The organism is Sphingopyxis sp. 2PD, from assembly GCF_005503695.1.
In the GTDB taxonomy this organism is placed as follows: Bacteria; Pseudomonadota; Alphaproteobacteria; order Sphingomonadales; family Sphingomonadaceae; genus Sphingopyxis.
The window spans coordinates 41,706-63,696 of sequence record NZ_SCMU01000008.1 but is presented as its reverse complement, the minus strand read 5'-3'; the positions used below and the strand labels follow the sequence as shown (position 1 = coordinate 63,696).

The window sequence follows — 21,991 nt, the reverse complement described above, 5'->3', positions numbered from 1 at the left end:
CGTTGTACGCCTGAACCGCAACTGAAGCCATGTGACGACTATTGGGGGGCAGCGCGCGAGATGCAAGCTGCATGGCGTTTAATCGTCATCCCGGCCGGTACCGGGATGACGATCTCATGAGACGCGTTGGCGCAATCAGTTGCCGAAGGTGCGCTGCCACCAGCCGCGGCGCGGTTCGCCGTCGGGGCCGACACCATTGTCTTCGGCATCGGCCGCGACCGGTTCAGCCTCGCGCGTTGCCGCGGCCTCGGGCGCCGCTTCGGCGGCGACCGCCTTTTTCGCGCGGCTGGCGCGCTTCTTCGGCGCGGGCTTGGCGGGTTCGGCTTCGGTTTCGGTTTCGGCGACAGGCTCCGGTTCAACCGCTTCGGGCGCCGCTTCGGCAGCCTCGGCGGCCTCCGCGGCTGCGGCGGCCTTGGTCTTGCGCGGTGCGCGCTTGCGCTTCGGCTTTTCCTCGGCTGCCGGGGCTTCCTCGGCGACCGGTTCGGTTACCTCGGCTTCGACCGGCGCAGCGGGTTCGTCGGTGACTACCGCTTCGTCGGCGGCATCAGCCGCGTCGGCCTTTTTGCGTCCGCGTCCGCCCCGGCGGCGGCGCGGCTTGGCGTCGGCCGTGTCGGCGTCGGTTTCGGCGGTCGCCTCTGCGGGTGCCGCGTCGCTCTCGCTCTCGGCTTCACCATTGTCGTCGCCCTCGGCGTCGCCATCACGGGCTTCGCCGTCGTCGCTGCCGTCGGCAATTTCATTGCCTTCCTCGTCGCGGCGACCGCGGCGGCCACGGCGACGCCGACGGCGACGCTTGCGGCCTTCACCGTCGCCTTCGCCTTCCTCGCGATCGCGCGAGCGCGCGGGGCGTTCGTCCGCGGCCTCGTCCTCGGCTTCGTCATCCTCGTCCTCGGGGATGTCGTCGTCGTCATCCTCGATCGGCGCGATCGGGGCAAAGCTGCGGCGGGCGACCGGCGGCGGGCCGCTGACCTCGACCGCCATCCGCGCGCCCTCGGTCTCGCCGTCGGGCAGGATTTCGACGGTGACGCCGTAAAGTTCTTCGATGTCGCGCAGTTCGCGGCGCTTTTCGTTGAGCAGGTAGAAGGTCGCTTCCTGGCTGGCGCGCAGGGTGATGCGGCTGCCCTTGCCGCGCGCGGCCTCCTCTTCGATCAGGCGCAGCGCGCTGAGGCCCGCCGACGAGGCGGTGCGAACGAGGCCGGTGCCTTCGCAATGCGGGCAGGGGCGCGTCGATGCTTCGAGCACGCCGGTGCGCAGCCGCTGGCGGCTCATTTCCATCAGGCCGAAACCCGAAATACGCCCGACCTGGATGCGCGCGCGATCATTCTTCAGCGCGTCCTTCATCGCGCGCTCGACCTTGCGGACGTTCGAGCCATGATCCATGTCGATGAAGTCGATCACGACGAGCCCGGCCATGTCGCGCAGGCGCAGCTGGCGGGCGATTTCATGCGCGGCTTCGAGGTTGGTGTTGAGCGCGGTCTGCTCGATATTATGCTCGCGCGTCGACCGGCCCGAGTTGATGTCGATCGACACCAGCGCCTCGGTCGGGTTGATCACCAGGTAACCGCCGGATTTCAGCTGCACGACGGGATTGAGCATCCCCGCCAGCTGATCCTCGACGCCGTAACGCTGATAGAGCGACACCGGGTCGGCATATTGTTTCACGCGCCGGGCGTGGCTCGGCATCAGCAGCTTCATGAACTGCTTGGCGGCCTTATAGCCCTCGTCGCCTTCGACGAGCACTTCCTCGATGTCCTTGTGATAGATGTCGCGGATCGCGCGCTTGACGAGGTCGCTGTCCGAATGGACCAGCGCCGGGGCGCTCGACGCCAGCGTCTTCTCGCGAATTTCGTCCCACAGGCGGGCGAGATAATCAAAGTCGCGCTTGATCTCGACCTTGGTGCGGCTCATCCCGGCGGTGCGGACGATGCAGCCCATCGTCGGCGGCAGGTTGAGCTCGTCGATCATCGCCTTCAGCTTGCGGCGATCGGCGCCGTTCGAAATCTTGCGGCTGATCCCGCCGCCGTGCATCGTGTTCGGCATCAGCACGCAATAGCGGCCGGCGAGCGACAGATAGGTGGTGAGCGCGGCGCCCTTGTTGCCGCGTTCTTCCTTGACGACCTGCACCAGCATCACCTGACGGCGACGGATGACGTCCTGGATCTTGTAGCGGCGGCGCAGCGACATCCGGCTTTCGCCTTCCTCGTCGTCGTTGCGGCGGCCACGCCCGCGGCCGCGGCCGCCCTTGCGCCCGTCGCGCCCACGGCGCTTGCGGTCGCCGCGGCCATCCTTGCCCTCGGTGTCGTCTGCGGCATCGCCGCCTTCGTCGCCCTCTTCGCCGTCGCCATTTTCCGCGCCGTCGTCGCTATCGTCATCGGCCCCTTCGCCGATGGTTTCCGGCGCGGGGGCGTCGCCATTTTCGTCGTCATGATATTCGACGTCGGCAACATCGCCTTCCAGCTCATCGAGGTCGTCCTCGGCGCGCTGCGCGGCGGCGGCGGCATGTTCGGCCTCTTCGCGCAGCAGCGCGTCGCGGTCTTCCTTCGGAATCTGGTAATAATCGGGGTGGATTTCGCTGAAGGCAAGGAAGCCGTGGCGATTGCCGCCATATTCGACGAACGCCGCCTGCAGCGACGGTTCGACACGGGTTACCTTGGCCAGATAGATATTGCCCTTGAGCTGCTTGTGCTCGGCGGACTCGAAATCAAACTCCTCGATGCGGTTTCCCTTGGTGACGGCGACCCGGGTTTCTTCCCGGTGCCGCGCGTCGATCAACATGCGCGTGGTCATTAGTTACACTCCAAGCGCGCCTCGGCGCGCCATCAAAAATTCCCGCGGCCCTCCTCGAGGGACGGTCGCGGCGGAAAAGGGTGGAAAGACAAAAGACGTTATTGCTGCGCGTGGCCTGCGTCCGATCGTGGACGCGCATGCAGTCGTTCCATCCGGCGACGACCGGGGCGCAAAGGCCCGCGTCGGGATAGAAAGAGGGCATGGCAAGCCTCATGCGGCATCAACCTGTTTACGGTGTTGAGCGGGCAGGCAGGGCGTGCGTGTGGCGATCGCCCCGACTGTCCGGTCAACCGGGTGGACTGACGGCAGGTTGCCGATCCCCGCATATCCGGCGCCAAGGCGGCCATGTTCCGCAGTTTTTGCGGAGCAGGCCTTCCCCTCAAAAGGCCGGACGGCACCGGGAACGACACCGTCAGTGGCGCTGTGCTAGCATCGGCACGGGCCGACGGCAACAGCGGCCGGGCAGAAAGATGGGACGCAGGCGCGCGCGTGCAAGTCCCGCGGAGGCCCAACATATGCTGAATTGCCGGTTAACCCTGCCGGTTGACGGGGGTTTGACCCCCAATGGCTAATGCCGGGTTCACGACATTCCATGGCTGGGGGCCACATGTTTTCGAATAAGCACTGGACCAGCGCGCGCGGGCGGCGGCATAAAAGCGTCATGAGCCTGCTGTTCGTCCTGATCGCGATGATGATGAACCCGGCAGCGGCGCTGGCGGGGTCGGTCGGTGCGGTTGAAATCGGCGATTCGGACGTGACGCTGCGCTTTGACGATCTGGTGGCGGGTGCCTCGACCTTTTTGCTGGCCGGTCCCGACCGCATCGCGCTCGACATCGCGGGCGCGCAGCCAGGTCGTTCGACGCAAGGAGCGGGGCTGGTCCGCGCGGTGCGACAGGGCCAGAAGGACGCCGGGACCGCCCGCATCGTGCTCGACCTTGCGCGTCCCGCGGTGGTGACGGGCGCGCGCTTCGCTGCCGACGGCCGCAGCCTGACCTTTCACCTCCGCCCGGTGTCCGCCGACGAATTCGCACGCGTATCGCGCGGCCCACGCACCGAATTGCAACCGCCGGCCGGATTTCGGGCCAAGCCGCCTGAAAAGCGCTACAGCGTCAGCGTCCCGATCGGCAAACCCAAACCCAGCGTGGCGTTGCCGCGGATCGAGGGGCCGAATAACAGCCGCCTGCCGCTGGTGGTGATCGACGCCGGTCATGGCGGGCATGATCCCGGCGCTATCAGCCCGCACAGCGGCAAGCGCGAAAAGGACATCACGCTGGCGCTAGCGCGCGCGATCCGTGACGATCTGCTCGCGTCGGGCCGCGTTCGCGTGGCGCTGACGCGCGGCGACGACCGGTATCTGGTGCTCGAGGAACGCTTTGGTATTGCGCGGCGGCTGAAAGCCGACCTGTTCATCTCGATCCACGCCGACGCCGCCGAAAATCAGGCCGCCAATGGCGCGTCGATCTACACCTTGTCCGAAGTCGCCTCCGACCGCGAGGCCGCGCGGCTAGCGGCGCGCGAGAACAAGGCGAATGTCATCAACGGCGTCGATCTTGGCGCGCACAGCGGCGACGTATCGTCGATCCTGATTGACCTGACCCAGCGCGAGACGATGAATGTTGCCTCCGATTTTGCTCGCCTGCTCCAGCGCGAAGCGGGCGAAGCGATCAAATTCCGCACCAACGCGCACCGCTTTGCCTCGTTCGTGGTGCTGAAAGCGCCCGACACGCCGTCGGTGCTGTTCGAAACCGGCTTCATCTCGAACAAGGAGGACGCCGAGTTTCTGGCGTCGGCGGCGGGACAGAAGAAGGTCGCGCGCGGGGTGCGCGATGCGGTCCAGATCCATTTCGCGCGGCAGATCGCGGCGCGCTGAGGGCCGGACGTTGCGTTTGGGTCGGCGCGCGGCCGTTCGCATCGTGAACTAATTTTCCCTCCCGCCTGCGGGAGGGGCAGCGAGACTTACAACTTGTTCGTTAGTCGCAGCGGGGTGGGCTTTCTCACCGTCGCTGCCCACCCCCGACCCCTCCCGCCTGCGGGAGGGGAGAAGAAATGTCCGCTATCCGTTCGCCAGCGGTCGTCGGACTTATAAATATAGTCTTGACTAACTTTTCTCCCGAATCCAGCTTCCATGCCGATGGCGGGAGAGAGTTATGAGCTGGAGCAACTGGTCGGGCAGCGTCACCGCACCCGCGCAAATTGCCCGTCCGCATAGCGAAGACGAACTCGCCGCGCTGATCCGCAGCGCGCACAAGGTGCGCGTCACCGGCGCCGGACACAGTTTCATGCCGCTTTGCGAATCGGACGAACTGATCGTCAGTCTCGACGATCTGGCGGGCGATATGCACATCTCCCCGGACCGCCAGAGCGCGCGCATCCCGGCGGGCTGGAGCATCCGGCGCCTGACCGCGGCCTTGTGGGATGAAGGGCTGGCGCTCGCCAACCAGGGCGACGTCAATCCGCAGTCGCTCGCGGGGGCGATGGCGACCGGGACGCACGGGACCGGGGTCGAACTCGGCTCGCTCGCCACCTTTGCGCGCGGCTTCCGGCTGATCGGCGCCGATGGCGCGGCGCATTGGTGCGATGCGACCACCAACCCCGACCTCTTTCAGGCACAGCGGCTGTCGCTCGGGTTGTTCGGAGTGGCGACCGAGATCGAGGTCGCGGTCGTCACGGCCTTTCACTTGTCGGAGCGGATCGAAAAGCGCCGTTGGGCCGAAATCCGCGAAAGCTACGACGATCTGGCGCAGCAACACCGCCACGTCGAATTCTGGTTCTTTCCGCACAGCGACGATGTGATCCTGAAAACGCTCGATCCGTGCGATCCATGCGACCCGCCGCCGACGACGACCGATATGGAGGAGGCGAGTTTTCGCCGTATCTTGGACATCGCGGCGCGGCTGCCCTTCCTGACCCCCTCGCTCCAGCGGCTGATGATGAAAAGCGGCATTTCGGGGCGCCGCCGCGGGCCCGCGCACCTGGTCTTTCCATCCGACCGCACGATCCGGTTCGAGGAAATGGAATATGAAATGCCGCGCGCGGCGGGGCTCGACACGCTCTTTGAAGTCGTGGGGTGGATTCGCCGCAAGCGCCTGCCGGTCACCTTTCCGTTCGAATTTCGCACCGTCGCCGAAGACGACATCTGGATGAGCCCGATGAACGCGGGGCCGGTCGCGGCGATCTCGATGCATCAATATGCCAAAATGCCGTGGCGAAACCTGTTCGCCGAGGCCGAGACGATCTTTCGCGGCCATGGCGGGCGTCCCCATTGGGCCAAACGCCACACGCTGACCCGCGCCGATGTCGCGGCGCTCTATCCGATGGCGGGGCGCTATGCCGCGGTCCGCCGCGCCGCCGACCCCGGCGGAAAATTCCTCAACCCGCATCTGGAAAGCCTGTTCGCATGACAACCGACCGCGATCTCCACGCGCATCTGATCGGCCAGCAAGGGTCTCGCGCCGACCTCAACACCCCGGTGCTGGTGCTCGATGCCGATGCGCTCGACCGCAATATCGCGGCGATGGCGGCGCTGACCGCAGACAAGGGTGTTGCCTTGCGCCCCCACGCCAAGACCCACAAGAGCGTTGAAATCGCCAAGCGGCAGATCGGTGCGGGGGCGGTCGGCATCTGCTGCGCCAAGATCGGCGAGGCCGAGGCATTGAGCGACGGCGGGGTGACGGGCATCCTCATCACCTCACCGGTTGCGGCGCCGCGCGCGATCGACCGGCTCGCGGCGCTCGCGAGCCGCACCGAAGGGCTGATGGCAGTAGTCGACCATCCGGGCGTCGCGACGCGCATCGATGCCGCGCTCGCCGCGGCAAGCGCGCGGCTCGACGTGATCATCGACATCGACCCTGGCATCGCGCGCACCGGCGTCGCGTCGGCCGATGCCGCCGTCGCCCTGGCGCGGATCATCGCCGCCGCACCGAACCTCGCCTATCGCGGGGTACAATTTTATTGCGGGTCGCAGCAGCATATCGAAAGCTTTGCTGATCGCCGCGCCGCGATCGTCGAGCGCACCGCCTATCTGCAGACGGTGATCGCGGCCTTGACCGATGCGGGCTTTGCGCCGGCCATCGTCACCGGATCGGGGACTGGAACCCACCGCATCGACCTGGAACTTGGTGTGTTCACCGAACTCCAGGCGGGCAGCTATGTGTTTATGGACAAACAATATCTCGACTGCGACCTGACCGGCGCGGGCGGCGAATCGCCATTCGCGGTTTCGCTGTCGGTCGATGCCCGGGTGGTCAGCGCCAATCATGACGGGCTGGTGACCATCGATGCCGGGTATAAATCGCTTTCGACCGACGGCGGCGTCGCGGTGGTTCAGCGCGGCGCGCCCGAAACCGCCTTCTTTGCCTTCATGGGCGACGAGCATGCGGCGCTGATCGCGCCGGGCATCGGTGCTGAGCTCGCCCCCGGCGATCCGGTCAGCCTGACCGTGCCGCACTGCGATCCCACGGTGAATCTCTACGACAGCTACCATGTCGTCGCGGGCGATACGCTGACCGACATCTGGCCGGTCAGCGCGCGCGGCCGGGCGCGATGATCGCTGCCCCGCCGCGACAGGATCGTGCGCACCTGACCCGCGCCCGCCTGCTCGACGTCGCGGGCGAATTGTTGGCCGAGGTCGGGATCGAACGGATTTCGACCAATATGATCGCCGCGCGCGCCGGGCTGACGCCGCCCGCGCTCTACCGCTATTTCAGCGACAAATATGCGGTGCTCGAGGCGCTCGGGCGCCGCTTGATGGAGCGGCAGAATGCGGTGCTGGAGACCTGGCTGGCGCGGCACGCGCCCGCCGGGATCGCGGCGATGGCTGACCATATCGGCGACCTGCTCGCGGACAATGCCGCCGTGACGCGCGCCGAGCCGGGCGCGGTGTGGATCTTGCGCGCGCTCCACGCCTCGCCGCGGCTCGTCCATGTCCGGCTCGAATCGCACCGGCATGTGACCGACCGGCTGGCCGACGCCTGCGCCGCGCATCTGGCGGCCCCCGACCGACAGCGGCTGTGGTCGCGGCTCCGGCTGGCGGTCGAGCTCGGCTTTGCCGCCGACGAAATGCTGTACGAAGAAGACCGCGTTGCACGGGTGGCAGTGCTGGCCGACGTGGCCGCGATGCTGCGTTTCGCGCTGCTCGACCTGGCCGGTCCTCCTCCGCCTGGCGGCGGGCAATAGAATAGCGCCACGCCGCAAGCATGCTTCCCTTTCGGCGATCCACGCTTTAGAGGCTTGGCCCTATGGTCGCCGACAGCACGTCCCATTTCCGCTTGCGTCTTCACCGCGATAGTAACGCGGTGATTGGCTGGTTTCGCGACATGTGGACGCGGCGCTGGTTCCGCTGGCTTGGCTATCTGGCGCTCGCCGGTTTGCTGGGGATCGCGCTGATCTGGGCGATCTTCGCGCGCGATCTGCCGTCGGTCGACCAGCTGCGCGACTATGAACCGGCGCTGCCGACGATGGTCCGCGACGGCGAAGGCAAGCCGGTGCATGCCTATGCCCGCGACCGGCGGGTGCAGCTGGAATATAGCGAATATCCGCAGCTTTTGGTGCGGTCCTTCCTGGCCGCCGAGGACAAGACCTTCTTCAGCCACGGCGGCATCGACTATCCGGGCATCGCTTCGGCGATCGTCACCAACCTCACCAACAGCGGTCGCCCGGTCGGCGCTTCGACGATCACCCAGCAGGTGGCGAAGAATCTGCTGCTCACCAACGAACTCAGCTATCGCCGCAAGGTGCGCGAGGCGATCCTCGCGATGCGGATCGAGGATGCGCTGACCAAGGAACAGATCCTCGAACTGTACCTCAACGAAATCCCGCTCGGTCGCCGCAGCTTCGGGGTGCAGGCGGCAAGCCGCGCCTATTTCGACAAGGATGTCGACCAGCTCCAGCTCCACGAGATGGCGTTTCTTGCGATCCTGCCCAAGGCGCCCGAAAAATATGGGCGCACCCGCTTCGAGCGCGAAGCGCTGGCGCGGCGCAATTTCGTGCTTGGGTCGATGGAGGACAATGGCTGGATCACCGCGGCGCAGCGCGACGCGGCGCGCGCGATGCCGCTTGGCCTGACCAACAGCGGCAACACCGCGATCGCGCAGGTCGGCGGCTATTATATGGAAGAGGTGCGGCGCCAGCTGATCGCCCAGTTCGGCGAAACCGCCGACGACGGCCCGCTCAGCGTCTATGCCGGCGGCCTCTGGGTCCGCACGCCCTATGACGGCAAGATGCAGGCAGGCGCCACGATGGCGCTGCGCAAGGGGCTTCAACGCTACGACGCGGGCAAGGGCTGGTCGGGGCCGATCGCCCGGATCGAGGCCGACGACCAGTGGCAGAGCCGCCTCGCATCGAGCTTTATCGGGATCGATTACGACAATTGGCGCGTCGCCGCGGTGCTGTCGAAATCGGCGGCGGCGGCGCAGATCGGCTTTGCCAATGGCGACACCGGCACGCTGCCCGCCAGCGCCGCGACCATGGGCTATCGCAAGACGGGCGGCAGCGCTTTTTCGGCGATGCGCCCCGGCGACCTGATCGTCGTCAAGTCGACCGGCGGGTCGGCCTACGCGCTGCGCAACATTCCCGAAGTGTCAGGCGGCATGATCGTCGAAAGCCCGCATTCGGGCCGCATCTATGCGATGCAGGGCGGTTTCGACGTCAAGCTGTCGCCATTCAACCGGGCGACGCAGGCCGAACGCCAGCCGGGGTCGACGATCAAGCCGTTCGTCTATGCCGCCGCGCTCGACAATGGCATGACCCCCGCGACGATGATCGTCGACGGGCCGTTCTGCGTCTATCAGGGCGCGCGTTTCGGCAATAAATGCTTCCGCAACTTCGGCGGTTCGGGCGGCAGCGGCGAACATACGATGCGCTGGGGGCTCGAACAGTCGCGCAACCTGATGACCGTCAAGGCCGCGAGCCAGATCGGCATGGAGCCGATCGTCGAGACGATCCAGACGATGGGAATCGGCAAGCACGAACCCTATCTGTCGACCGCGCTCGGCGCCGGATCGACGACGGTGGAAAAGATCACCAACGCCTATGCAATGCTCGCCAACCATGGCCGCGAACTCAAGCCGCGGGTGATCGACTATGCGCAGGACCGCCGCGGCAAGGTGATTTTCCCGGCCAATTGGAAGCCGTGCGAAGGCTGTAACAAGAAGGATTGGGACGGGCGTCCGATGCCGCGCTTTGCCAAGTCGGGCAAGCAGCTGATGGACCCGATGACCGCCTATCAGGTCGTCCACATGCTCGAGGGTGTTGTCCAGCGCGGGACCGCGGTGCGGCTGCGCGACCTCAACGTGCCCTTGTTCGGCAAGACCGGCACGACGACGGGGCCGAACGACGTGTGGTTCGTCGGCGGTACCCCCGACGTGATCGCGGGCATGTATATCGGCTTCGACCAGCCGCGCAGCATGGGCGGCTATGCGCAGGGCGGCAGCTATGCGGCGCCGATCTTCAAGGATTTCGCGCTTGCGGCGCTCGCCGACCGCCAGCCGATTCCGTTCGCCGCGCCCAAGGGCGTGCGGATGGTGCGCATCGATCGCCAGTCGGGGCGCCGCGTCTATGGCAGCTGGCCGGGCACCGACCCCAAGGCGTCGATCATCTGGGAAGCGTTCAAACCCGAAAGCGAACCGCGCCGGACGATCCGCGAAGAAGAAATCAAGCCGGCAAGGACCCCGCGGCGTCAGGACGCGCCCGTGCAGCAGGGTAACGGCCGACGTAGCGACAGCGATTTTCTGGAGGATCGTGGCGGCATTATCTGACGCTGCGGGCTCGCTTCCCCTTCGACCTTTGAGGCCGTAAGGGCGAAACCAACATATTTCAGGAGCAAGGACATGCGCGCCGAAGCGCAGGATCATATCGACAAGATTGGCGCCGCATTGGCGCTGCTACGCCGTTTTCTCGACTGGGACCGCGCGGTGCGGCGGCTCGACGAACTCAATGCCAAGGTCGAGGACCCGACGCTGTGGAACGATGCTAAGGCGGCGCAGGATGTGATGCGCGAACGCCGCCGGCTCGACGAGGCAATCACCGCGACGCGCGCGATCGAGACCGAATGCGCCGATACCGCCGAGCTGATCGAGCTTGCCGAGATGGAAGGCGACGAGGCGATGGTCGACGAGGCGGTGGCGTCGCTCGCCGCGCTTGCCGAACGGGCTGAAGAGGACAAGATCAAGGCGCTGCTTGCGGGCGAGGCCGACGGCAACGACTGCTATATCGAAGTCCATGCCGGCGCGGGCGGGACCGAGAGCCAGGACTGGGCCGAAATGCTCCAGCGCATGTACAGCCGCTGGGCCGAAAAGCGCCGGATGAAGGTCGAGCTCGTCGAATATCAGGCGGGCGAGCAGGCGGGGATCAAGTCGGCGACGATGCTCGTCAAGGGCGAGAATGCCTATGGCTATGCGAAGACCGAAAGCGGCGTCCACCGCCTCGTCCGCATTTCGCCCTACGACAGTTCGGCGCGGCGCCACACCAGCTTTTCGAGCGTCTGGGTCTATCCGGTCATCGACGACAATATCGACATCGAGATCAACGAGAGTGACCTCAAGATCGACACCTACCGCGCCTCGGGCGCGGGCGGCCAGCACGTCAACACCACCGATTCGGCGGTGCGCATCACGCATATTCCGACGGGCATCGTCGTTGCGAGCCAGAACGACCGCTCGCAGCACAAGAACCGCGCGACCGCGATGGGGATGCTGAAAGCGCGGATGTATGAGGCCGAGCTGCAAAAGCGCGAGGCCGCGGCATCGGGCGAATATCAGGCGAAGACCGAGATCGGCTGGGGCCACCAGATCCGCTCCTACGTCCTCCAGCCCTATCAGCTGGTCAAGGATCTGCGCACCGGGGTCACCTCGACCGCGCCCGGCGACGTGCTCGACGGGGCGCTCGACCCGTTCATGGCGGCGGCGCTGTCGCAAAAGGTCACGGGCGAAAAGGTCGAGGTGGAGGACATCGATTGATCCGCCGCGCTGTCGTCCTGCTCGCACTCTTGCCGCTGCTCGGCGGCTGCGATGCGCCATGGGACGATAGCGGCGACCGCGCCATGACGGCGCGCGAGTTTCCGCCCGCCGACCGCCCGGTGGCGCCGACCGTATCGACCAAATGGTCGACCGAGGAAGCGCGCGACCGCGTCAACGAAGCCGAGGATGTCATGGACTCGGCCGATGTCCGTCCCGGGATGACCGTGGCCGACATCGGCGCGGGCGATGGCTATTATACCGTGCGGCTGGCGCAGCGCGTCGGCGCGGGCGGTCGCGTGCTGGCGCAGGACATCATCCCCGACGTGATCGAACGGCTTGCCGACCGCGTCGCGCGCGAACGGCTCGACAATGTCTCGCTCAAACTCGGCGCGGTCGACGACCCGCGGCTGCCCGCCGCCAGCTTCGACCGCGTGTTCATGGTCCATATGTATCATGAGATTGGCGAGCCCTACGCCTTTCTCTGGCGGCTACGCCCGGCATTGCGCGCGGGCGGGCAGGTGATCGTCGTCGACGGCGACCGCCCGATCGCCGACCATGGCACGCCCTTCCGCCTGCTCGTCTGCGAGTTCGAGGCGGTCGGGTACAAGCTGGTGTCCTATGACGACAAGCAGCATGCCGGGGGCTATCTGGCGCGCTTCGTACCTGAAGGGAAACGCCCCGAGCCCGATGCGATCACGGTGTGCGATAATCCGTGACCGCTTGATCCTCCTTGCGCCAAAGGCGTGGGGAGGTGGCAGCGCGAAGCGCTGACGGAGGGGCATTTGCGCTGTCGTTGCTGCCCCTCCACCACTTGCTTCGCAAGCGGTCCCCCTCCCCATGGCTTCGCCACAGGGAGGATCAAAAATTCAATACACCACCAACCGGTCAGCTTCGCCCATCTCGGCCATGAAGCTCACCAGCCCGCCCGTGCGCACCTGCGGCACCAGCTCGCTCGCGGTCATGCCAGTCAGCGCCATGCCCGACTGACAGACGACCAGCCGCACATCCATCGCCATCGCCTCGGCGATCAGCGACACAAGGTCGGGCTGCCCCGCGGCGCGCCGCGCCGCATCGCCGGCAAAGGCGACGGGGGTGCGCAGCAGCGCCGCGGCTGGTCCTTGCAGGAAGATGCGCGCCGGTCGCCCGAGCGCCGCCGCCGCTGCCGCCGCCTCGAGCGCGGCATAAAAACGCTCGCCATCGGCCGATGCGACGATGATGTTCAGCCCCGGCATATCGGACACTCCGGATCCTTGGGCACCGCAACCTCGCGCCAGCGCCGGTCGAGCATATCGATGATCGCCAGCCGCCCCGTCAAGGCCGAGCCCCAGCCGGTCAGCGCGCGCACTGCCTCCAGCGCCGCCATCGTCCCGATCATGCCCGCCAGCGCGCCCATAACCCCGGTTTCGGCGCAGTTGATCCCGGGCCGGTCGGGATCGTCGCCGACCAGGCAGGCGTAGCACGGGCTGTCGGCGCGCCAGCCCTGGTACAGAGCGACCTGCCCCTCGAACGCCCCGATCGCGGCGCTGAGCAGCGGAACCCGCAAGGCGACGGCGGCGCGGTTGACCGCCAACCGGGTCGCGAAATTGTCGCACCCGTCGAGGATCAGGTCGGCGTTCGTCAGCAGCGTGGAGGCGTTCGCCTCGTCCAACCGATTGGACACTGCGGCCGCCTCGACATGCGGGTTGATCCGCCGCGCCGCGTCCGCCGCGACCTCGGCCTTGCCCGCGCCGATGTCGGCATCGGTGAACAGCGGCTGGCGCTGCAGGTTCGACAATTCGACGACATCATTGTCGATGATCGTCAGCCTGCCGACCCCCGCCGCCGCCAGATAGGTGATCGCCGGACAGCCGATGCCGCCCGCGCCGATGACGGTGACATGCGCCGCCTTCAGCTTCGCCTGCCCCGCGCCGCCGAACGCGGGCAGGATGATCTGGCGCGCATAGCGGTCGAGTTCGGCGTCGGTCAGCAATTACTCGCTCGATCGCCGGGTCTTGATCCCCGATAGCGAGGCCAGTCCTGCGGCGTCGGCGGTTTCGTCGACGGGCTCGCTTTCGACCCCGGTCGATCCGAACCCGCCCGCGCCGCGCGCCGTCTCATCAAGCGTCGCCACTTCGGCGAAGTTCGCGCGCTGGACGGGTGCCGGGACCAGCTGCGCGATGCGGTCGCCGCGCTTCACCTCGAAATTATCCTCACCCAGATTGGCGAGGATAACCTTCACCTCGCCGCGATAATCGCTGTCGATCGTGCCGGGCGTGTTGAGGCAGGTGATGCCATGTTTGAGCGCCAGGCCCGAGCGCGGGCGCACCTGCACTTCATAGCCGGGCGGGATCGCCATCGCGAACCCGGTCGCCACCGCATGGCGGGTGCCGGGGCGGATCGTCAGCGATTCGGCCGCGACAACGTCCATTCCCGCCGCGCCGTCGCTGGCATAGGCGGGCAGGGGCAAACCGCCGCCATTGGGCAGCCGCTGGATGCGGATTTCAATCGGGCTGGCGGGGGCTACGCGCATCGAGCTCATCGGCGATCTTTTCCATCAATTTGCGGGCGACGGCGGCTTTCGGCAGTCGGTCCCAGCTGTCTATCCCGTTTTTGCTAACGATATGCACGCGGTTGCTTTCGCCGCCCATCGGGTCGGCGGCGACGTCGTTGGCGACGATCCAGTCGCAACCCTTCTTGGCCAGCTTCGCTCCGGCATGCGCGATGACGTCGTTGGTCTCGGCGGCAAAGCCGATCAGCAGCGGCGGGCGGTCGGGCGATCGGGCAATCCCGGCAAGGATGTCGGGGTTTTCGGCCAGCGCCAGCGGCGGCACCGCGCCGCTGCCGTCCTTCTTGATCTTTTGCGCGGATGTGTCGGCGGCCCGCCAGTCGGCGACGGCGGCGACCATGATCGCGGCATCGACCGGCAGCCCCTGCAGAACTTCCTCGGCCATCTCGACCGCGGTTTCGACATCGACGCGGATCACCCCCGGCGGGGTCGGCAGCGGCACCGGCCCCGCGATCAGCAGCACCTCGGCGCCCGCCTCGGCGGCGGCGGCGGCGATCGCAAAGCCTTGTTTGCCGCTCGACCGGTTGGCGATGTAGCGCACCGGGTCGATCGGCTCGTGCGTCGGGCCTGCGGTAATCAGGATGCGGCGGCCGTAAAGAGGGCGATGGTTTTCGGGCGCAAAGTCGGGTTGGCCCCTCAAGTCCCCCTCCCGCTTGCGGGAGGGGCTAGGGGAGGGCATGTCTGAAGGGCCGGAATCGTCTAATGGCAAGACTGACGGCGCAACAGGCCCTCCCCCGACCCCTCCCGCAAGCGGGAGGGGAGAAGAGAGCGCCGCCTCGATCGCCGCAAAAATCGCCGTAGGTTCGGGCAGCCGTCCCGGCCCGAACTCGCCGCACGCCATCTCGCCCTCGTCCGGGTCCAGCACCGTCACTCCGTCGCCACGCAGTGTCACTACATTGCGCTGCGTTGCCGGATGCAGCCACATGCGGACATTCATCGCGGGCGCCGCGAGCACCGGCTTGTCGGTGGCGAGCAGCAGCGTGGTGGCGAGGTCATCGGCGATGCCCGCCGCCATCTTCGCCAGCAAATCAGCGGTCGCGGGCGCGACGACGACCAGGTCGGCCTCGCGCGAGAGCTGGATATGCCCCATCTCGACCTCGTCCTTGAGGTCGAACAAATTGGTGTAAACCTTGTTCTCGCTCAGCGCCGCGAGCGTCAGCGGCGTGACGAACTGCTCGCCCGCGCGGGTGAGGACGCAGCGCACAACATAGCCCGACTTGCGGAGCAAACGGACAAGCTCGATCGATTTATACGCGGCGATGCCGCCGCCGATGATAAGCAGGATGCGGGAGGTGTTCATAATCTCAATAGCCCGTGATCAGCATGTCGATCGCCGACATCACGAGATAATGCTGATCCGACAGAGATGTCACAAAATTCTTCAACTCGCTCACTGGCACCGTCAACGCAAATTGCGTGTAGAGCGCCATGGGTTCCCCATTGATGGAAAAGATCGGATTAAGCCGTTCGGCAAGCTTGGGGCCGTCGTCCGGACGGACGAGCGGGATCACAAACCGCGTGTTCAAATGGTCGAGCGTGTTCGACTGGAAGTCGAGCAGATATTCACCCTGGTCGGTTTGGAACACATCTAGCTGCGCCACAAGAGATCCCGGTATCGCGCCAGCGGCAGGCCATGTTTGCGCACATATTCATTGGACGATTCCATGGCTTCCCGATTTTCGCGCTTCCATTCCTCGCCCAGCATTTTTCGAACTTGATCGACCAGTCCGGCTTCGCACGCCTGCGAAACATTGATGCCGAGCCGCTTTGCTTCGGACACGAGGTCGGCGGGCAGCGTGACGTTGGTCGGCTTTCGGCTGGCAGTGAAACGATGGACCCTATTCATGCGCAAAAAATATGCGCATAGTGTCTGCGTGTCAACCGAGCCACTGGAGCACGCCCGCACCCGCTGCCGCCCCAACCACCGCCGTCAGCGCATAACGCCACCACACCCGCCGCTCGCCTCGTTCCCACATCAGCGGGATGTCGGGCAGCGGCGGCGCGGGCGGGGCGGCGCCCTTGCGCGGCAATTGTTCGTCGAGGCGGCGGATGATGTCGGGGATCAGCGCCAGCGTCTTGCCCTGTTCGCGCAGGCCATCGGCGAGCGCCGCCTCGGGGCCAAGTTCATCGCGGATCCATTCCTTCACGAACGGTCCCGACACGTCCCACATATTGATCTGCGGGTTCAGCATCGTCGCCACCCCCTCGACCATCACCATCGTTTTTTGCAGCAACAGCAGGTGTGGCTGGGTCTGCATGTCGAAATCGCGGGTGATCGCGAACAGGCCATCGAGCATATGCCCGACCGACAATTCGCTCACCGGCTTGCCGCGCATCGGTTCGCCGACCGCGCGCAGCGCCGTCGCGAATTCCTCGACATTATGATAATCGGGAACGTACTGCGCCTCGAAATGGATTTCGGCGACGCGGCGGTAATTGCCCGTGGTCAGCCCGTAGAGAATTTCGGCGAGCCAGTAGCGCGCCTGCCGGTTGATCCGCCCCATGATCCCGAAATCGACCGCGGCGATCGTGCCGTCGGACTTCACGAACAAATTGCCCTGATGCATGTCGGCGTGGAAAAACCCCTCGGCGATCGCCTGGCGCAGGAAGGCGTGGACGAGGTTGCGCGCCAGCGCCTCCATGTCGTGACCCGCCGCGATCAGGTCGTCGCGGCGCGAAATCTTGATGCCGTCGATCCAGCTCAGCGTCATCACGCGGCTGGTCGTACGGTCCCAGTCGATTGCCGGGACTTCATAGGTCGGCACCCCGACCATCGCGTCGGCGAGCTCGGATGCCGAGGCGGCTTCGCGGCGCAGGTCGAGTTCGCGCAAGGTCCAGCGGCGGAAATTGGCGATCACCTGCCGCGGGCGCAGCCGCGATGCTTCGCCGCCCAGCGCCTCCAGATGCGCCGCCGCCCATTCATAGGTTTCGATATCGCGCGCGAACTGCTTGTCGATGCCGGGGCGGCGCACCTTCACTGCGACCTGGCGACCGTCGGTGGTCACCGCGCGGTGGACCTGCGCGATCGACGCCGATCCGACGGGGTCGGGGTCGAACTGGTTGTACAGGCTTTCCAGCGACACCTCGAAGGTCGCTTCGATTTCCTGCCGAATCCGCTCGAACGCGACCGGGGGGAGCGCGTCCTGCAGGCTCAGCAGGTTGCGCGCGGCATCCTCGCCGACCAGATCGGGGCGCGTCGCCAGCGTCTGGCCCAGCTTGACCGCAGCGGGGCCGATCGCCTGAAACGCCGCGGCATAGTCGGGTATTTTCGGCTGGACCGTCCCGAAGCGCGCGATCCGGCACAATCGCTTGACCCCCGGCGGGGTCTGCGGCGCGGTCTCGATCCCGCGCAGCGCCCCGTGGCGCGCGAGGATGCGGCCCCATTTCAGCAGGCGCAGGATATGGGTGACGGGACGGGTCAAGCCTTCCACCCGCTGTGGATCGCGACCAGCCCGCCGAGGATCGGTTCGACCTTCACCGCGGTGAAGCCTGCTTCGCGGATCATCTGCGCAAATTCGGGCATCGGCGGGAAGCGGCGGATCGATTCGATCAGGTAACGATAGCTGTCCTCATCGTCGGCGATCAGCTTGCCAAGCTTGGGGACGAGGTGGTGCGAATAGGCGTCATAGGCCTGCGCGAAGCCCGGCCATTCGTTGGTCGAAAATTCGAGGCAGAAGAACCGCCCGCCGTAGCGCAGCACGCGGTGCGCTTCCGTCAGCGCCGCCGGGATGTCGGTGACGTTGCGGATGCCAAAGGCGATCGTATAGGCGTCGAAAAACTGGTCGGGGAACGACAGCGTCTCGGCATTCTGCTCGGACCAGACCAGCGTGTCGATCCCGCGTTCCGCCGCGCGCTCCATCCCGACCCCCAGCATGTCGGGGTTGATGTCGGCGACGGTGATGCTCGCGCCCGACGGCTCCATCCGGAACGCGATGTCGCCGGTGCCGCCCGCCATGTCGAGGATCGCCTCGCCCTCGCGCGGCTTGACCCGGCGCACGAAGCGGTCTTTCCACAGCCGGTGCATGCCGCCCGACATCGCGTCGTTCATGATGTCATATTTGCGCGCGACGCGGCTGAACACCTCGCCGACCTTGGCGGTTTTCTCGGTCGCGGGAACCTGTTCATAGCCAAAGCTGACGGTATCGGGGGTGGTCATCGTGGCGGCGCCTTTGCGGGGGAGAAGCGAAGTCTGATCGGCCTTTAGCCAAGGGTTGAAGCGCAAGCAAATGGCGCGTAGCCCGATGCGCGATATGCCCGAACTTCCCGAGGTTGAAACCACCGTGCGCGGCCTCACGCCGCACCTCAGCGGCCAGCGGCTGGTGCGCGTGTCGACGCTGCGTCCGGACCTCCGCCGCCCGTTCCCCGTCGATCTCGCGCAGCGGCTGACCGGCTCGATCGTCACCGGCCTGTCGCGCCGCGCCAAATATGGGATCATCGCGACCGACCGCGGCGACCATATGATCTTTCATCTCGGCATGTCGGGCAGCTGGCGGATCGGCGCGGGCGAACCCGGCAAGCACGATCATCTGCTGATCGACACCGCGGCGGGGCAGCGGCTGATGCTCCACGATCCGCGCCGCTTCGGATCGGTCGATCTGGTCGCAGGCGATCCGCTCACCGGTTTCCCGGCCTTCGTCACCCTCGGCCCCGAACCCTTGTCCGACGCCTTCGACGCCGCCTATCTGGCGCGGGTGCTCGCGGGGCGGCGCGCCCCGATCAAGGCGATGCTGCTCGACCAGACGATCGTCGCGGGGCTCGGCAATATCTATGTGTGCGAGGCGCTCAACATGGCGCGCATCCATCCAGCCAAGCCCGCCGCCGACGTTTCGCGCGCCAAGCTCGCGGCGCTGGTCCCCGCGATCAAGGCGGTGCTGGAGGCATCGATCGCGGCGGGCGGATCGACCCTGCGCGACTATAAACAGCCCGATGGCGAGCTTGGCTATTTCGCCAAGGACTGGCGCGTCTATGGCCGCGAGGGCGAAGGCTGCGAATGCGGCGGCACGATCGTGCGCTTCGTCCAGAGCGGGCGATCGACCTTCTACTGCCCCAAATGCCAGCGTTGATGCGGGAAATCGGCGCAATATGCATTGACCAAAGCGGCCTTGCTGGCTATGGGCGCACCCTTCGAGCAGGGTCCGGTGTTCCGGAACCGGCCGTATCCGGACATTGATTCGCACGTTACGCGCGATTCGGCTGCTCCGGTGACGCTGTGCTCCGACCGACTTAGACCGTTTGAAAACCGAGGAATTTATGGCCAATACGCCCCAGGCAAAAAAGCGCATCCGCCGCAACACCGCGCGCACCATCGTGAACAAGAATCGCGTTTCGCGCATTCGCACGCTGGTGAAGAAGGTCGAGAATGCGATCATCGCCGGTGACAAGGACGCCGCGGCGACCGCGCTGAAGGCGGCGCAGCCCGAAATGGCGCGCGGCGTTGCCAAGGGTGTGCTGCACAAGAACACCGTGGCGCGCAAATTCTCGCGCCTGACCAAGAGCGTCAACGCGATCGCCTGATTGCGCTGTCCCGAAAGGGAACAAAAAAGACCCGTCGGCATCCTGCCAACGGGTCTTTTTTTGTGCCCGATATTGTGACCGGACGATGGCAAATGTGTTGCAGCGCGGTAAGTGACGGATTTACGGCGATTCGTTGATCTGCAACGCGAATGCCACATTTAAGTATCTAATAAATAGACTAAAAATGTGACTTTGACGTGATTCTGGCGCCCCTGCCGAGTCAAGATTTTTATTTCAGTATTTTTACACCACCGCCCCTTGCTCGACTCGCTTTGCCCTGACTAGACAGGTGCGTCGTCGGCCTTCGCCGGTGGCCGCCACATCGACATGATTCGCACTTCTTCGGGCCTTCGGTCCCGGGCAGGTTGCCTGCGCCATCGCGCGGGCGACGAATCGGCGTGTGAAGCGGCTCCGTGAAGCGCTGGGCGGCAGGGGGTTCAGCGGGGGCGGAGCGGGCGTGACAGACAGCGGGAATCGGGATGGCTATGATGCGAAGGACAGGGCGATGAGCGGCGATGCCGCAGCGCTGTGGCCGCGCGTTGCCGAAGGCTTGCGCCGCGACCTCGGCGTGCGCACCTTCGACCATTGGCTGAAGCCCGTCCGCTTTGGCGATTATTGCGCGATGTCGGGGGTGGTGACGCTCGAAACCGTCAGCCGTTTTTCGGCCAATTGGATCAACGAGCGCTTCGGCGACCGGCTTGAGCTTGCGTGGCGCCAGCAACTGCCCGCGGTGCGCGGCGTCACCGTGCGGGGCGGCGCCGGGGCGACCGAGCGCGCGGCCATCCTCGCCAGCCCGCCGCTGCCGACGTTCGATTCGCCGCCGCCCGCCGCCAATCCGGCGCTGCTCGGTTTTGACCCGCGACTGTCGTTCGACCGCTTCGTCATTGCGCGCAGCAACATTCTCGCCGCCAACGCCGCGCGGCGCATGGCGATGGTCGAAGCGCCGCAGTTCAACCCGCTCTACCTTTGCTCGGGTACCGGGCAGGGCAAGACGCACTTGCTTCAGGCGATCGCACAGGATTATGCCGCGGCGCATCCGACCGCGAACATCATCCTGATGTCGGCGGAAAAATTCATGCTCGAATTTGTCGGCGCGATGCGCGGCGGCGACATGATGGCGTTCAAGGCGCGGCTGCGCGCCGCCGACCTGCTGCTGCTCGACGACCTCCAGTTCGTCATCGGCAAGAGTTCGACGCAGGAAGAATTGCTCCACACGATCGACGACCTGATGACCGCGGGCAAGCGGCTGGTAGTCACCGCCGATCGTCCGCCGTCGATGCTCGACGGGGTCGAGGCACGGCTGCTGTCGCGCCTGTCGGGCGGTCTCGTCGCCGATATCGAGGCGCCCGAGGACGATTTGCGCGAACGCATCATCCGCCAGCGGCTCGCGGCGATGCCGATGGTCGAGGTTCCCGACGATGTCGTTGCCTATCTGGTCAAACATTTCAACCGTAACATCCGCGAGCTCGAAGGCGCGCTCAACAAGCTGCTCGCTTATGCCGCGCTCACCGCGACGACGGTCGACCTCAGGCTCGCCGAAGACCGGCTCGCCGAAAATGTCCGCACCGCGCGGCCGCGGATCACGATCGACGAGATCCAGCGTGCGGTCTGCGCGCACTACCGGCTCGACAAGAGCGAAATGGCGTCAAAGCGCCGCGTCCGCGCGGTCGCGCGCCCGCGGCAGGTCGCGATGTATCTGGCCAAGGAACTGACTCCGCGCTCCTATCCCGAGATCGGCCGCCGTTTCGGCGGTCGCGATCATTCGACGGTGATCCATGCGGTGCGCACGGTCGAAGCGCTGCGCGTCGCCGACAGCGAACTCGACGCCGAAATCGCCGCGATCCGGCGCAGTCTGAACAGCTGATCCACAGGGTGATGCCGGGGTTATCCCCGGGATTGTCCACAGCGTTTGAGGCGGTGCGCGGTATCGACGGCTTTGGGGTGGAGAGCGGTCACAAGCTCCTCTCCCCTTGTGGGAGAGGATAGCGCAGCTTGCTCCGTCAGGAGCTAGCGAAGCTTGGTGAGGGGACGGACGCCAGCCCGCGCAAACCCCCTCTCAACTGCGGCTAGGCAGCAAAGCTGCCAAGCCTTCGTATCTCTCCCACAAGGGGAGAGAGGAAATGACGTACGTCCGCAATCGGTCGCAACCCGACATTGCTCCACACGCCCAAACAAAAAAGGCCCGCCTTTCATC

At 66.0% G+C, this 21,991-nt stretch carries 19 protein-coding genes; 10 read left to right on the top strand and 9 right to left on the bottom strand.

What is annotated here, in order from left to right; genetic code table 11:
- Positions 1-135: 135 nt before the first annotated feature.
- Complete coding sequence (locus tag FFS18_RS08575) at positions 136-2,784, bottom strand: Rne/Rng family ribonuclease (protein WP_171005265.1); 2,649 nt, start codon at positions 2,782-2,784, stop codon at positions 136-138.
- Positions 2,785-3,391: 607 nt separating this feature from the next.
- Here FFS18_RS08575 and FFS18_RS08570 point away from each other — a divergent pair.
- The 7 genes from FFS18_RS08570 (at position 3,392) to FFS18_RS08540 (ending at position 12,454) form a co-directional block, all read left to right on the top strand.
- Positions 3,392-4,654: an N-acetylmuramoyl-L-alanine amidase gene (locus FFS18_RS08570; RefSeq protein ID WP_120217983.1), complete on the top strand. Its 1,263-nt coding sequence runs from the start codon at positions 3,392-3,394 to the stop codon at positions 4,652-4,654.
- Between the two features lie 277 nt (positions 4,655-4,931).
- Positions 4,932-6,185, top strand: a complete 1,254-nt coding sequence (locus tag FFS18_RS08565; RefSeq protein WP_137870456.1) for a D-arabinono-1,4-lactone oxidase — start codon at positions 4,932-4,934, stop codon at positions 6,183-6,185.
- Entirely contained in the window at positions 6,182-7,330 is a 1,149-nt protein-coding gene (locus tag FFS18_RS08560; protein WP_137870455.1) for a DSD1 family PLP-dependent enzyme, read from the top strand. Before FFS18_RS08565 ends, FFS18_RS08560 begins: the two co-directional genes overlap by 4 nt.
- Complete coding sequence (locus FFS18_RS08555; RefSeq protein WP_137870454.1) at positions 7,327-7,959, top strand: TetR/AcrR family transcriptional regulator; 633 nt, start codon at positions 7,327-7,329, stop codon at positions 7,957-7,959. The genes FFS18_RS08560 and FFS18_RS08555 overlap by 4 nt, the downstream gene beginning before the upstream one ends.
- A gap of 62 nt (positions 7,960-8,021) precedes the next feature.
- A complete protein-coding gene (locus FFS18_RS08550; RefSeq protein ID WP_137870453.1) occupies positions 8,022-10,538 on the top strand; it encodes a penicillin-binding protein 1A in 2,517 nt (838 codons plus the stop codon).
- A 72-nt stretch (positions 10,539-10,610) separates the two neighbouring features.
- Complete coding sequence (gene prfB, locus FFS18_RS08545) at positions 10,611-11,738, top strand: peptide chain release factor 2 (RefSeq protein WP_120217988.1); 1,128 nt, start codon at positions 10,611-10,613, stop codon at positions 11,736-11,738.
- Positions 11,735-12,454, top strand: coding sequence for a class I SAM-dependent methyltransferase (locus FFS18_RS08540; RefSeq protein ID WP_137870452.1), 720 nt, complete (start codon positions 11,735-11,737; stop codon positions 12,452-12,454). The genes prfB and FFS18_RS08540 overlap by 4 nt, the downstream gene beginning before the upstream one ends.
- Before the next feature lie 150 nt (positions 12,455-12,604).
- Here FFS18_RS08540 and FFS18_RS08535 read toward each other — a convergent pair whose 3' ends face one another.
- From FFS18_RS08535 to FFS18_RS08500, 8 genes are read right to left on the bottom strand one after another with little or no spacing between them, the layout of a single operon-like run.
- Positions 12,605-12,970 (bottom strand): DsrE family protein, encoded by a 366-nt coding sequence (locus tag FFS18_RS08535; protein WP_137870495.1) that lies wholly within the window; start codon positions 12,968-12,970, stop codon positions 12,605-12,607.
- Positions 12,958-13,707, bottom strand: coding sequence for a HesA/MoeB/ThiF family protein (locus FFS18_RS08530; RefSeq protein WP_137870451.1), 750 nt, complete (start codon positions 13,705-13,707; stop codon positions 12,958-12,960). The genes FFS18_RS08535 and FFS18_RS08530 overlap by 13 nt, the downstream gene beginning before the upstream one ends.
- Positions 13,708-14,247 (bottom strand): dUTP diphosphatase, encoded by a 540-nt coding sequence (gene dut / locus FFS18_RS08525; protein ID WP_137870494.1) that lies wholly within the window; start codon positions 14,245-14,247, stop codon positions 13,708-13,710.
- Positions 14,219-15,583 carry a bifunctional phosphopantothenoylcysteine decarboxylase/phosphopantothenate synthase gene (locus FFS18_RS08520; RefSeq protein WP_137870450.1) on the bottom strand — a complete coding sequence of 455 codons (1,365 nt, stop codon included), beginning with the start codon at positions 15,581-15,583 and terminating at the stop codon, positions 14,219-14,221. The genes dut and FFS18_RS08520 overlap by 29 nt, the downstream gene beginning before the upstream one ends.
- Before the next feature lie 4 nt (positions 15,584-15,587).
- Complete coding sequence (locus tag FFS18_RS08515; protein ID WP_137870449.1) at positions 15,588-15,884, bottom strand: CcdB family protein; 297 nt, start codon at positions 15,882-15,884, stop codon at positions 15,588-15,590.
- Complete coding sequence (locus FFS18_RS08510; RefSeq protein WP_137870448.1) at positions 15,872-16,129, bottom strand: type II toxin-antitoxin system CcdA family antitoxin; 258 nt, start codon at positions 16,127-16,129, stop codon at positions 15,872-15,874. Before FFS18_RS08510 ends, FFS18_RS08515 begins: the two co-directional genes overlap by 13 nt.
- A 31-nt stretch (positions 16,130-16,160) precedes the next feature.
- On the bottom strand, positions 16,161-17,705 hold the full coding sequence (gene ubiB, locus FFS18_RS08505) for a 2-polyprenylphenol 6-hydroxylase (protein WP_137870447.1): 1,545 nt from the start codon (positions 17,703-17,705) through the stop codon (positions 16,161-16,163).
- Positions 17,702-18,439, bottom strand: a complete 738-nt coding sequence (locus FFS18_RS08500; RefSeq protein WP_137870446.1) for a class I SAM-dependent methyltransferase — start codon at positions 18,437-18,439, stop codon at positions 17,702-17,704. The genes ubiB and FFS18_RS08500 overlap by 4 nt, the downstream gene beginning before the upstream one ends.
- A 94-nt stretch (positions 18,440-18,533) precedes the next feature.
- On the opposite strand from FFS18_RS08500, the gene mutM reads away from it, so the two are divergent.
- From mutM to dnaA, 3 genes are all read left to right on the top strand, one after another.
- Positions 18,534-19,346 (top strand): bifunctional DNA-formamidopyrimidine glycosylase/DNA-(apurinic or apyrimidinic site) lyase, encoded by an 813-nt coding sequence (gene mutM / locus FFS18_RS08495; RefSeq protein WP_137870493.1) that lies wholly within the window; start codon positions 18,534-18,536, stop codon positions 19,344-19,346.
- Positions 19,347-19,533: 187 nt separating this feature from the next.
- The gene (gene rpsT / locus FFS18_RS08490) at positions 19,534-19,797 is read left to right on the top strand and encodes a 30S ribosomal protein S20 (RefSeq protein WP_120218405.1); all 264 of its coding nucleotides are present in this window, start codon (positions 19,534-19,536) and stop codon (positions 19,795-19,797) included.
- A 505-nt stretch (positions 19,798-20,302) separates the two neighbouring features.
- Positions 20,303-21,661 (top strand): chromosomal replication initiator protein DnaA, encoded by a 1,359-nt coding sequence (gene dnaA, locus FFS18_RS08485; RefSeq protein ID WP_137870445.1) that lies wholly within the window; start codon positions 20,303-20,305, stop codon positions 21,659-21,661.
- Positions 21,662-21,991 lie beyond the last annotated feature (330 nt).

Bases quoted from the DNA above. Each gene is read 5' to 3' on its own strand.
- FFS18_RS08565 (WP_137870456.1), top strand. From the start codon at position 4,932: ATGAGCTGGAGCAACTGGTCGGGCAGCGTCACCGCACCCGCGCAAATT.
- dut (WP_137870494.1), bottom strand. From the start codon at position 14,247: ATGCGCGTAGCCCCCGCCAGCCCGATTGAAATCCGCATCCAGCGGCTG.
- rpsT (WP_120218405.1), top strand. From the start codon at position 19,534: ATGGCCAATACGCCCCAGGCAAAAAAGCGCATCCGCCGCAACACCGCG.
- FFS18_RS08520 (WP_137870450.1), bottom strand. From the start codon at position 15,583: ATGAACACCTCCCGCATCCTGCTTATCATCGGCGGCGGCATCGCCGCG.
- FFS18_RS08560 (WP_137870455.1), top strand. From the start codon at position 6,182: ATGACAACCGACCGCGATCTCCACGCGCATCTGATCGGCCAGCAAGGG.
- FFS18_RS08550 (WP_137870453.1), top strand. From the start codon at position 8,022: ATGGTCGCCGACAGCACGTCCCATTTCCGCTTGCGTCTTCACCGCGAT.
- FFS18_RS08510 (WP_137870448.1), bottom strand. From the start codon at position 16,129: ATGAATAGGGTCCATCGTTTCACTGCCAGCCGAAAGCCGACCAACGTC.
- FFS18_RS08575 (WP_171005265.1), bottom strand. From the start codon at position 2,784: ATGACCACGCGCATGTTGATCGACGCGCGGCACCGGGAAGAAACCCGG.
- prfB (WP_120217988.1), top strand. From the start codon at position 10,611: ATGCGCGCCGAAGCGCAGGATCATATCGACAAGATTGGCGCCGCATTG.
- FFS18_RS08535 (WP_137870495.1), bottom strand. From the start codon at position 12,970: ATGCCGGGGCTGAACATCATCGTCGCATCGGCCGATGGCGAGCGTTTT.
- FFS18_RS08570 (WP_120217983.1), top strand. From the start codon at position 3,392: ATGTTTTCGAATAAGCACTGGACCAGCGCGCGCGGGCGGCGGCATAAA.
- FFS18_RS08555 (WP_137870454.1), top strand. From the start codon at position 7,327: ATGATCGCTGCCCCGCCGCGACAGGATCGTGCGCACCTGACCCGCGCC.
- mutM (WP_137870493.1), top strand. From the start codon at position 18,534: ATGCCCGAACTTCCCGAGGTTGAAACCACCGTGCGCGGCCTCACGCCG.
- dnaA (WP_137870445.1), top strand. From the start codon at position 20,303: ATGAGCGGCGATGCCGCAGCGCTGTGGCCGCGCGTTGCCGAAGGCTTG.
- FFS18_RS08500 (WP_137870446.1), bottom strand. From the start codon at position 18,439: ATGACCACCCCCGATACCGTCAGCTTTGGCTATGAACAGGTTCCCGCG.